Origin of the sequence: Natronolimnobius baerhuensis, assembly GCF_002177135.1 — an archaeon.
Taxonomy (GTDB): domain Archaea; phylum Halobacteriota; class Halobacteria; order Halobacteriales; family Natrialbaceae; genus Natronolimnobius; species Natronolimnobius baerhuensis.
Window position 1 is genome coordinate 38,880 of record NZ_MWPH01000006.1, and the last position, 11,575, is coordinate 50,454.

Below are 11,575 nucleotides of genomic sequence, written 5' to 3' on the forward strand. Positions count from 1 at the left end.
TGCGTCCGAGATTCCCGTTGCATCTGCGTTTGATAGCGGAGTCACACAGTCTCGACTCTGTGTATTTCTCGTTCGGCTGCCGGTTCCCCCCTGTTTAGTCGTCGAAATACGTGTGTACTTCATCGATTGTATGTAATCTGTTGTGAAAGACATTTCAATATTTGGGCATCAGTTAGCGCTTATTCATCCCAATCAGCGAGACTCGAGTCAACTGACTCGACTGCCGCTGTAAGGTGGTGCTGGGTTACTGGCTGGATCTCCGACTCATCGCGGGCCTCCTTGAGCGCGTCTCTAGCGGCCGTCGTCGCGACGAGCTCGAGGTCGCTCGCGGCGTAGCCCTCGGTTAGGCCTACGATTTCGTCCCAGTCAATCGTCTCAGTGAGGACCGGCCGATCACGGAGATGAACGCGCAAGATGGCTTCGCGTGCGGTCTCGTCCGGTGGCGGTACCTCAATTCGCTCGTCGAACCGGCCAGAGCGCTTGATAGCGTCATCGACAGCCTCCAGCAGATTCGTCGCCGCAAAAACAACGACGTCTTCGCCCTGGACATCTGAGAGTTCGGTCAGTAATTGATTGACCATCTGCTGTTGGCTTTGGGTCGTCTGTGCGCCGCCAGTTCGCTGACCAGCAATCGCATCGATTTCGTCGATGAAAACCAAACATGGCTGGTTCTCGCGGGCAACGGTGAACAACTCGGCGACGTTGTCTGCCGCTTCTCCGACTAAGGAACTTGACAGGTCTGACGGCGTCACCTCAATGAAATTGTAGCCGAGTTTACCAGCAAGTGCCTGTGTAATGTAGGTCTTGCCCGTCCCCGGCGGCCCGTACAACAACACGCCGTTGACGACGCCGAGTCCGTATTCCTCGTAGAGGTCGGGCCGCTCGAGTGGGTCGACAATGGTGTCGATTACGGTTTGTTTCAAGTCAGTCATCCCGCCGACATCATCAAAATCCAACTCAGGTGGATCCTTCAGATATGCCTTCGCGTCGACCTCTTTGTTCTCATCGCCGTTGCCGGTCCCACCTGGTGGGCTGGCGTTTGCAGTTCCACCTGGTTCAGGTCCGCCCGATTGAGTTCCGGACCGGTCATCAGAGAACTCCGCGGTAGTCTCACTCTCCCCATCAACGACACTCACCTCACCCGATGCAATTGCCTCGAGTGTGTCGGCAGCCTCATCGAGGTTCTTTGCAAGTGATCGCCGTTTCTCAGCGAGTTTCTCGGCCGACTCAAGGTCAGCGATCTGATCGACAATCTCGGCAGTTTTACGGTAGTGTTCGGCAGCCTTGGCGGGTTCTTTCCGTTCACGGAATTTCTCTGCGAGTTGGCGGTGGCGCTCGTAGTCGTCCTCAAGGATTTCTTTGTGTGCCCCGTCTTCTAACATTGATTGCTTCCCTCCGAACCGTCTCCTGTCGATTCCACCATTTCTACGCCCCCACGAATTCAGTAATTCCCATCGCTCTCATCTGTCTCACTTGCTTAGATGTCGAACTCCTGTTCGTCGATTTCGACTTCCTCGAGGTCGAGGTCATCCTCGATTGCAGCGTCATCGCTGGTGTCAGCGGAGACTTCGGCTTCCATCTCGATGTCGACTTGCTCTTCTGAGATTTCGGAGGCAGCCATCTCTTGCATCAACTGCTCTTCTTCGCTGACGTCCATTGCGATGTCGTCTTCCATGATGGGGATATCCAGTGCCTCCTGAATCTCTTCCATGTCCTCCATCTCGATGCCGAACGCAGCCATCCGCTCCATGATCTCGCTTTGGATCTCTTGAGCATCAGCGTCATCCATCGCATTATCGAGCGCGATGTCGTCCTCGTTTTGTACTTCCATGATCTCGCGCATTCCCTGAATAGAAAGGATAGTACCGAGTTTGACGCTGTTTGCGCGATACTTCTTTTTCTTGATCGCATACTTTTTCTTCTCAAATTTGGCTTTCTGTGCGTACTTTTTACGCTTGAGATCACTCACCTCCGCACCTTCTTTGAGGAGTTTCTTGTATGTCCGACTATGTTGATCCATCTCATTCTCGAGTTTTTTCAGCTTGTGCTCGAGTTTCGTGATGTCTTTTCGGATGTCGGTATGACTGTAGACATCCTCGTCGAGGAGCGTCTGTCCTGTGCCGCCGAATCGGTCTTGAACCCAATTTCGAAGTTCCATGAATATCGTCTTATGTCGTCGCGAATATTATCATTCGCATACCTGTTTAGTGGTCGCCACGTCCTTCTCTCTCGCCGGTTGCGTGGTCCGGTGCACACCGAATCGATCTACCCGGCCGTTGACCCAGTTGGCCACCATCAGTCCATATTCGCTGCAACGGGAAGACCTACCACTCAGAATGAAACGCCGGTATCGACGTCTTACAGCCTCGAATCGGGCACGTTCCTCGATTTGAGCAGTAGACAATCTGGTGGACATTCTCGTTTGACGACCCGTATTGACACATGTCCCTCCCTCCGACTTAAACCTTTGTACATTTCGTAATATCTGCTGAGTCTCCATAATGGAGTGTGTATGAGACTCAACAAAATCCCCTTATGTGTTGTAACACGCGCTATTGGGACGGTATTGAGTTACAACCCTCTAGTGACAGGATGAGTCTCCAATATGGAAAAAAATATGGTGCTACAAGATGGTAGTAGGTGTAGAGGATGAGCGCAACAACGAATCGACGACCAGATGACCCTCCCTCCGTTCCGTCAACAAACCGATTCGGGACGCGTCGTTCGCGGGCACAACCGCGTGAGAAGACCCGCCAAGACCGTTCAGTCACTACGACCGATGTCTAACACTGACCCATCGAGCGACGAGACGTCCACCGACACGGAGTATCTGTTCGTCGTCGACTACGAGGACGACGCCGAGCGAAAGCGCATCGAGTATCTCTTCAATAACTGGGACGACGGCGAAATCGCAAAACCAAGCGGGCTGGTTCGTGTCGGTCAATCGGTATCCCACGACGAACTGTACCAAGATCTCGTCGCGAAGGTACCCGAAGAGCAAGTCCAGTCGTATCGTCTCGAACCGGTCGAGACAGACGTCGCCCCGGAGACGCTCACCGTTGAACAATCGATTGATGCACCAGCAGATGCAGTCGAAACGTTCGTCGAATACATATTCTCGAAAAGAAAAGCAGTCCTCCAGTCGGCGCCACATAATGAGTACGAGGTCTACACAAAAAAAGGACGTGCGGACGTAACGTACCGACTGGACGCAGACGATGAATCAACCGACGTAACTGTCACGATCACCGGCCACGCTCCCGCACCCGGCTTCCTCGCCAACTTCTTCGAGACAGAACTCAAGGCATACGCGGACAGTCAATCCTAACCAACACTCCACTCATGAACTGTGCACGACGATTTCAGGATCTTGTTCGGGACCGAGACGTTGTTCTCGAGGAAGATCTGGCAGCGCTGAAACGCCAAAGTGAACGAGGACGTATCGAGCGGTACAATACGATCAAATCCGATGAGGCGACGTTCCAGTCGGCATTTACTGGCGACTGCCGAGAGTTTCTGACGCAGTCCGAGCGCAACCGCGCCCGCGGAGAATTCCGCCTTGCACGGTTGCTCATTGCAGCCAGTTTCTACGACGATGATGAGAACCAATTCCCGCCGTCGATGGCCGACGACTTCGCGAACGCTGCCCTCGAGGCAGTCGTGGACTTTGAACGGTTCAAGCGCTTCGACGCGCTCTCGACGAACCAGATCGAAGAGCACATCCGGCGGATGGACGGCGAAGTGTACGAACTTGTTGTCGAGTACACATCGACGCAGCTAGCGACTGTCGAAGAGTTGCTCGAAGAGCCCGATGTCCAGCAGGACCTGATCGAGCGACTGCTTACACGCTACGAAGAGCGTCGCGAGAAAATTCGGCAAGGCTTTTTCACCTACGTCGAGACTCACGGTCTCGAGCACATGGTCGCCGAAATCGAGGCGGCCGTCGAGGCCGTCGCCAACGCCTCTGACACACGAGAAACGATCCACGAGCAACGCCAGGATGGCCCAGGGGACACATCATTGCGTCTCGACGGCAACCTGCGGCGTCGCACGCGAAAACTGGAGTCAGAATTGGGAGCTGCCGAAGCCGGTCTCGACGGTCAAAGCGACATCGACCACCTCCGTAAGCAGGTTGCTAACCTCACCGACACGCAGCAAACGGCGGTGACAGAACTCGAGGACCGCATCGACAAGGCGAGTGACCTCAAAGATCGCATCGACGCAGAGATTGAACGCCTCCAACAGACGCACGGTGATGTCGCCGACGCTAATCGCAAGGAGGTCGCCGACGCGACAGCCGACCTCATCGAGACCGAACTCGAGAATCTCGAAGCCGAGCGTGATGATCTTCTGACGGAGATTGATCACCTCAAGCGCGAGCGTGAGTTGCTTGAAGCGACTCGTAGTCGTCTGGACGAACGCCAAGGAACACTTACAGAGCCAATCGATAGTGATGTCGAAGCCGCGCTTGGACCCAACGTGGAGACCGGACTGGACGGCGACGATGTTGTTACCGCATCGGTTGCGTGTCTGCAGGAACTGGACTACCTCGGTCGCTTCGATATCTCGATGCGGGATGCCACGAGCATCACAACTGACGCGTCCGGCACCGAGTTTGAGGTTCCTGATAATTACTGGGACGACCGGAGCGAGCGGCGCAACGAACGGACACGACTGGCAGATCTGCTCGAGGATGGCGACCCAACCGCCGTCGAGCAGTACCCCGTCAACCGGAGCGCGCGCTACGAGATCACCAACTCTCAGTACTTCGGTTTCGCCCGCGAAACAGAGATGATACTCGAAGCGCGAGTCTGTGCACATCTCATGGCGTACGCGACCACCGGGTTCGACGCGGCGCCGGCAGATCTCGACGATGTGCTGTCCGTCCTCAACGACGTGATTTACGAAGCAGAGCAGCGGGACATCACGTATCTGCTCGGAATTGCATCCCCGACTGGCTGGACTGAGCGCGTTATTGAACAACTGCAGGGAGAGGGGCAAAACGTGACCCGAACCCGAATGAGTCAAAACGTCGGTCTCTGTCTCGTCGATCTCCAAGACGGCTCCGTACTGTACGACAAATCAGATTCCGTTGTCGCGGAGAACGCTCACCTCTTCGAACCACCACTTGAGAGCGAGCGTGTCACAAACTGTGTCTCAACCCTCCGCACCGAGTACGTTGACGATCTCGGCTGTGAGACAGTACTGCTGTGTGACATCGTTGAACACCACGACTATGACCCACACATTGTCGACCGAGCGTTTGACAAGCTAGAGCGTGATGGAACCGGCCACCAATTCTACGTCGAGGAGCTCGGATTGGCGTTAGCCGTCGGAACCTAGCAGTAGTTCTGAATTTGAGCGCTATATTTCAGTCGCATAGACTAACTCGTCAGCGGAGACCACGAAATACACTCGGGAGATCAGCACCGAGCAAAAGATGCGGACGGTCACCGAAGCTGCTGCTGAGTATATGGAACTCGCGATACCGCACATCGACTTTGGTCGTGATCCGGACGCACCCAACTACCAATATCCTCCAGAGTCGTTTTACCGCCTCTTAGCTCACGAAACGAGGTAGTTCAGTTGGAAGCAGCCACACCGTCAAGGAACGGTTGTATACATGAAGGTGGAACCACCTTCTGATTTTATGGCCCTTCCTCCCAGACAAAACTCATCATTTCTACGTCCGCTTTGTCAAAAAATTCTGTTTGCAATTTTTCAGCATTTTCAGCCAACCTTTCCATTTCCTCCCCTTCCTCTAAGAACCGATATGAAACATGGTCTACTAACCAATTATATAGTTCATCTATCGCATTATCATAGTCTACGATTGCTTCACTAATGATAACGTTATTCTCCCAACTATCTACGTATCCTTTTGCTCTTGTTGACCATTCATTGCTCGATAGCACATACTCTTTATCTAATGCAAAAGAGTACCGTTCCTCCTCAGACATATGTATAGTGAAATCTATCGGCTCATGGTGAACAATGTAATTTCGAAGACTAGTGAAAAACGGTTCATACAAATCAAGGTTACATTTTTTCACTTTTACATCATACAACTCGCTTATCAGCGGATCCGATGAACAGTACTCATCTAACTCAGAAACTATCCTCTCAGTGTAGTTTTCTGCATTTTTCATAGATCCAATATAATTGGACAATAGGCGCATGAACTCTTTTGAGGATTCATTGACTTGCTTCCAATATATTTCCTCAGTTGTCTCACATCTGGCAATCAAGTGAATGAGTTCAGTATAGTTTCTGTGACAAATATGGTTTATCGCATTCATCAATGTCAGGATGCAATTTCCAATATAATAGCCAGGAGAACTCTCCCATTCTCGTGTTGCTTCCATTGCTGCGTGAAATACTTCTTTTTCCTCTTCAGAATCAATACTGTCAGAATATGTTTTTAGTAGACCAAGTGACTCTGGAGGCATGATAGTCACTGTTAACATCTCAATTACAAAATATCTTTCAGCCCTCTCTGCCTTTTCCCCTACCACCCCTTGGGGCCACACGTCGGCAAAACACGTTTCTCGAATATGCACACGAACTCCTGTTTTCTGTGTGCAGATCCAGATACTGCCTCTCGAGTCAATCTGAGGGCCTTCCATTGGGGACTTCAGATAAAATAGACCTCGAGAGAACAATGCAAACCACGAGAAGAGCCAGTCTGTGATCACAACCCCGCCAAACAAGTCTGCTACACCAACTCTATTTACTTAACCAACAAAATTATGCTCTCGAGAATTGTGTTGGTTAACAGGGAGACCATGTCCGACGAACCACCGGAACCGCCAGCAGAACTCCCAAACGATTTGGTCGACACAATTGCTGACTACTCAACCGATCAACTTCGTCACATAGCTCGCTACGGCGAAGCACTTGCTGAATACAAGGAACGTGAGGAACGGCTTGCTGAGAAATCAGATGACGATGACATCGAAAAATCCGCTGCCGATCTACCAGACGACGTCCCGGCGAAAGCGACACCGACGATCAAGGAAATCAACGACAATCGGTACTACTACTGGCAGTGGAGAGATGGGGACCAGATTAAGTCCAAATACAAAGGGCCAGTCAATCCTGACGAGTAGACTGGCGGGGAAGCGACCATGGGTTGACACCCCAGTGCGTCCAGTGTCTTTACCCACACTCCGTGTGCAAAGTGAATTGATTCAGGACTCGAGAAGCGTGATACCAGAGATCAATACAACACGGTCCGACAACAGAGTGGAATGCGGCGATCAGTGTTTAGGCCGCGGGGCAGTTTCGTACCGAGAGATATCATCACGCTTCTCAATCCGGTCGTAGGTTTCCTGAAGTGTCTCTTTGGCACGGAGGAGTTTGTGCTCCTCAAGGAATTGCCGACCACTCTCACTAAAGGCCAATGGAACATTCCTATTAGAGTGGGTTATGTATCGGTGTGCAATTCCATCAAAATAGATAGACTTGTGACGTCTTCGTCCTGTTGTCCATATCTCATTAAACTCTCCATCTGGTATTCTCCAGTAGGAAAGCACCCATCAGCAGATGGGTCGTCAGCGATAATATATTCATTAGAAATTGTTTCGCCTGGTTCAAGATCCGGTGTTTGAACTCCTTCTAGTGTCCAGTTAATATCTTCATTAGATGCACATTCTGGAGCAGAGTCAACAGATAGACTATCTGCAGCAGCAAGAGAATAAATAATTATGCCAGCTGAACCATGATTGGAACTTGGCATTTTATAAAATGGTATTCGTGCCCCCACTACGGATTGAGAGTCGTTTGTTATACTTATCTCGAAAGTCGCACTATGTTGGGAATTTATCTCATTTTCTAATGTGACAACATCAAGTGTATAGGGAGAATCATTATCGTCCTGCTCGAGTTCGTGAATTGATAATTTCCGCTCAAAGTCATCGGTCATTTGATTACCTAATCCTAAGCAGCCTGCTGTTGAAGTGAAAGCTATTAAACCACTTGTGGCAAGTATATTTCTTCTATTCATTAAGATAATTGTCATACCTGATTGAATATATACTTTTGGTACCCCCGTTACACTGGATTTAATCAGGAGAATTGCAGAGTACTTCTGTCACCTCATCGAGCACGACCTCGTCGAGATCGCTACCCCTGACACTGTTAACTCCGATATCGACCGATTCAGAGATGTGATGGTTGCTAATGGAACCGTCCTACGGTTGCACGCCCAACTCATACTCCACGAACTCAGCGAATATCTCGGCTACTCGCCGCCACCGCTCCTCTACCGACTGACCGAAGATGCACAGAAGATCCACCAGCAACAGCCAGTGTTACAAGAGACGCTCGCTACCGCTACGCAACCGAGGTGTGAGTCTTAGCTAAAGAGGAATAATGCAAATCTCAGGTCACTCGAGTTAAAATCTCAAAGATGCTGCAGACACCTCTATCGATTTGTTTTTCGCGAGTACGTTGCTAGCGCCATCAATCCTTGGCACCCCAGTACGTCCAGTGTTGATCAACCAGGATACCAAACACCCCCCGCCATGTCCAGTGTCTCGAGAAACAATTTCACTACACCCCACCATGTCCAATGTCTTTGTCTTTCCAAGGCTGCTGCAGACACCCCTATCGATTTGTTCGAAACAGGGCAAACCATCACGCATACACTCCACCCGTCGAGTGTAAACCGGCGAATATTCAGAGTACAGACCGTCTCTGTGACGGTCAAAAAAGAGGTTTGCTTGAATCCGGTGAGCTGACAATCTAAGAAGAGCAGATGATAGAAAGTTAGTACAGAGGATCTCGCGGAAGACGTGGCCATCTCGAGATGATGATGATGATGATGGTTCCCACGGTTATATAAATACCTCTGTAACCGACACTCAATGCACCTACTGGAGAAATCCCTCGTTCAAAGTCCTATACAATCCCTGCTGTAAGGCAGCTATCTACGCACAATTTCGGGAATTTACACTCGACAGGTGGGGTGTTCCTTGAACTCAGTGTACATGTTAGTCGATACACTCGACGCTTGGGGTCCCAGATGCCTGAGTTTGGAATTCTGTTTTTATTTTAATTCTATTTGGTTAATAGGGAGTCTATAGTCGGTGTATTTGAGGTCTTACACTCGACAACCGGGGTGATATGAGTGACTCTATGCGCATCCTATGTCAGATTTCTTTGAAGACCTACTTCGACACGCAACTCGCTACGGCGAAACGCTTGCTGAGTACAAAGAGTGTTAGGAGCGCCTCGCGAACGATACCTAGTTTAATCTATATAATTATATTAACTTCTGTTCTTCTACCACCTTGAGGATGTTGCGGACACCTCTATCGATTTGTTTTTCGCAAGTACGTTGCTAGTGTCGTCAATGATTTAGCACCCACCACGGACAGTGTCTTTGTTTCCCTAATGACGCCAGATTCTGTTGTTTTACCCCTCAAAGAGACTGGAGACACCTCTATCGATTTGTTCTACACAGTCCAGACCACTACGCACACACCCCTATCGATTTGTTTTTCGCAATTACTGAGATTGCTTACGGAGTTGAGCTTGAACCACCGCTTGGAGTTCGTCATCATGCACATCATCAAACCGAGAGTCTTCACGAAGCGTATCCATGATTGTTTCTGGACTTTCAGCAAACGAAAACTCGAGATAGCTCCCTGAGTGTGGACCTTGGCTTTTGCGTTCGGATTCCACGAGAGAGTACGTCGTCAACTCCTTCATCTTGTTGACATAGGTCTCTTGATGATACTGATCTACATTGAGCGTGTCTGTGAGATATCGATAGACAGTGTAGCCATTCGGGCTTTTTGCAGTCCCGTTGCCAGCTTGTTGAGCTACCGCCGCTGTTGCCAGTAAACAGAGTTTTTTCTGAGTACTGATTCCACGCGTGACCTCCAGTACGCGGTTCTTCTCGACTTTATCTTGGGCTTTTCGTACGTGAGTTTCACTTACCTGATCTGCAGCCTCACGTTCAGCAATGGACCCTGCTGTCCGCATCAAGTCGATTGCCTTTCGAGCATCACCGTGAGTTTGGGCAGCGAATGCAGCTGCAAGTGGGATCACATCTTCACTGAGTGCATCCTCATAGAACGCATCCGTCCGATGGTAGAGAATTTCCCGAAGCTGGTTCGCGTCATAATCATTGAAATGGACATCCTCAGGAGTAAACGAACTCACTGCACGGCTCCCGACATTGGACATCATTGTGGCATCGTTTGTAATCGCTGTCACTGAAACGTTTGCCCTCGTATCGTCAGTACTTCCAGCCCGAGAGAGTTGGTACAACAATCGCGAAAACGCAGGTTCATCGATATCCCGACGGCCAACCAGCATATCGAGTTCATCGAGAATAACAACTACAGTGTCGTAGTGTTCATCAATCAACCGATACAGCTCACGCCATTTCTTTTTTGTTGGGATACCGTGCTCAGGCACTTCGACCGTAACGCCAGCATCAGTAGCAACCTTCCGCGCGAGTTCATAAACTGCAGAACCAAGCGTACCGACATTTTGGCAGTTCATGTGGATAACGCCAAAGCGAATGTCTCGAGTCTCGCATAGCTCAAGGATGTTTTTACAGACTGCGTTGATGATCAACGATTTTCCTGTACCTGATGGACCATAGAGGAAGAGATTAGGTGGTCGTTCACCGTTGATAGCAACGCGAAGATGCTGAGTGATCTCTGTAAGCTGTGAATCTCGCCCAACAATGCGGCCTTCATCAACAATCTCGTTAGGCTCCAAGAGAGGCCGGTTCCGGATAAGACTCGCAGATTCCTCCTGATCGAGAATAAGATCCTTAATAGAACCCGTCTCACCAGGCGGGGTCCCTGAATCTGGATCTTTTGACATACAAAGGCCCTCACAGTCAATTGACTAAAAGGTTCCCCTATCGATATGTATTTTCTCAGTAGAGGTGTTAGGAAGGGGGTTTGTGGGTTTTTCAGTTATAGGTTCGGAAACCTACAACGACTTGTTACAGGACAGTCTCACACCCCTATCGATTTGTTCGAGCCGGAAGAGGGGTGGAGTCCTAAAAGCAAGAAGAGTTGACCAAGATAGCGGAAGACGAGTAGATGCAGTTGATGCATTTGTTATTCTAGGTTTCTAGTCTAGAACTAGAATAGAACACACTCCTATCGATTTGTTCAACTTGACACCAGCAACAATGTTTCACCTCTGATCTACTCGATATGATCGGTCGGCGAACCATTATTAATCTATAATCTAATCCCTCTAACACCACATTTCCTCGTTGAAAGAGCGTCTGCTGATAAATATTGAATTGAATCCCCAGTCCTACAGCTCCCAGTCTATTTTGAGCAAAAACAAATCGATAGGGGTGTCTGTGTACTACACATCAAAATACTCATCAATCCATTGGTTGTGCTGTTCCTCTGCACCGACTAATTCGATTACCCATCTCGAAATCGATCAGATTTCACTTGGAAAAATAACGGACTGACTTGATGCGCGGCAGCAGACTCGAGGCACTAGGTGCCATCTTATTAATCCGGAGATCCGTGGAAAAATCGGTGGAGAATATAAACAGCATGAACTAGAATATCTGGTTGAGAGTGTA

General features: G+C 49.9%; 8 protein-coding genes and 1 pseudogene. 4 read left to right on the plus strand and 5 right to left on the minus strand.

The annotated features are described in order from the left end of the window. Window positions 1-179: 179 nt before the first annotated feature. Entirely contained in the window at window positions 180-1,382 is a 1,203-nt protein-coding gene (locus tag B2G88_RS18680; protein ID WP_087715647.1) for an ATP-binding protein, read from the minus strand. 95 nt (window positions 1,383-1,477) lie between these two features. Then, complete coding sequence (locus B2G88_RS18685; RefSeq protein ID WP_087715648.1) at window positions 1,478-2,158, minus strand: hypothetical protein; 681 nt, start codon at window positions 2,156-2,158, stop codon at window positions 1,478-1,480. A gap of 621 nt (window positions 2,159-2,779) precedes the next feature. On the opposite strand from B2G88_RS18685, the gene B2G88_RS18690 reads away from it, so the two are divergent. Next, window positions 2,780-3,328, plus strand: coding sequence for a hypothetical protein (locus B2G88_RS18690; protein ID WP_087715649.1), 549 nt, complete (start codon window positions 2,780-2,782; stop codon window positions 3,326-3,328). Window positions 3,329-3,342: 14 nt separating this feature from the next. After that, on the plus strand, window positions 3,343-5,343 hold the full coding sequence (locus B2G88_RS18695; RefSeq protein WP_054862121.1) for a hypothetical protein: 2,001 nt from the start codon (window positions 3,343-3,345) through the stop codon (window positions 5,341-5,343). Window positions 5,344-5,648: 305 nt separating this feature from the next. On the opposite strand, the gene B2G88_RS18700 is transcribed toward B2G88_RS18695, so the two are convergent. Then, window positions 5,649-6,515, minus strand: a complete 867-nt coding sequence (locus B2G88_RS18700) for a hypothetical protein (protein WP_087715650.1) — start codon at window positions 6,513-6,515, stop codon at window positions 5,649-5,651. Window positions 6,516-6,785: 270 nt separating this feature from the next. Between B2G88_RS18700 and B2G88_RS18705 the strand changes: the two genes are divergently transcribed. Further along, window positions 6,786-7,109, plus strand: coding sequence for a hypothetical protein (locus B2G88_RS18705; protein WP_054862120.1), 324 nt, complete (start codon window positions 6,786-6,788; stop codon window positions 7,107-7,109). A 317-nt stretch (window positions 7,110-7,426) separates the two neighbouring features. Here B2G88_RS18705 and B2G88_RS19320 read toward each other — a convergent pair whose 3' ends face one another. Next, the gene (locus B2G88_RS19320; RefSeq protein ID WP_140408923.1) at window positions 7,427-8,005 is read right to left on the minus strand and encodes a hypothetical protein; all 579 of its coding nucleotides are present in this window, start codon (window positions 8,003-8,005) and stop codon (window positions 7,427-7,429) included. 190 nt (window positions 8,006-8,195) lie between these two features. Between B2G88_RS19320 and B2G88_RS18715 the strand changes: the two are divergent. Further along, window positions 8,196-8,360 (plus strand): annotated as a pseudogene (locus B2G88_RS18715) (IS4 family transposase); the annotation flags it as partial. A gap of 1,150 nt (window positions 8,361-9,510) precedes the next feature. On the opposite strand, the gene B2G88_RS18720 reads toward B2G88_RS18715, so the two are convergent. Beyond that, entirely contained in the window at window positions 9,511-10,845 is a 1,335-nt protein-coding gene (locus B2G88_RS18720; protein ID WP_087715651.1) for an orc1/cdc6 family replication initiation protein, read from the minus strand. Window positions 10,846-11,575 lie beyond the last annotated feature (730 nt).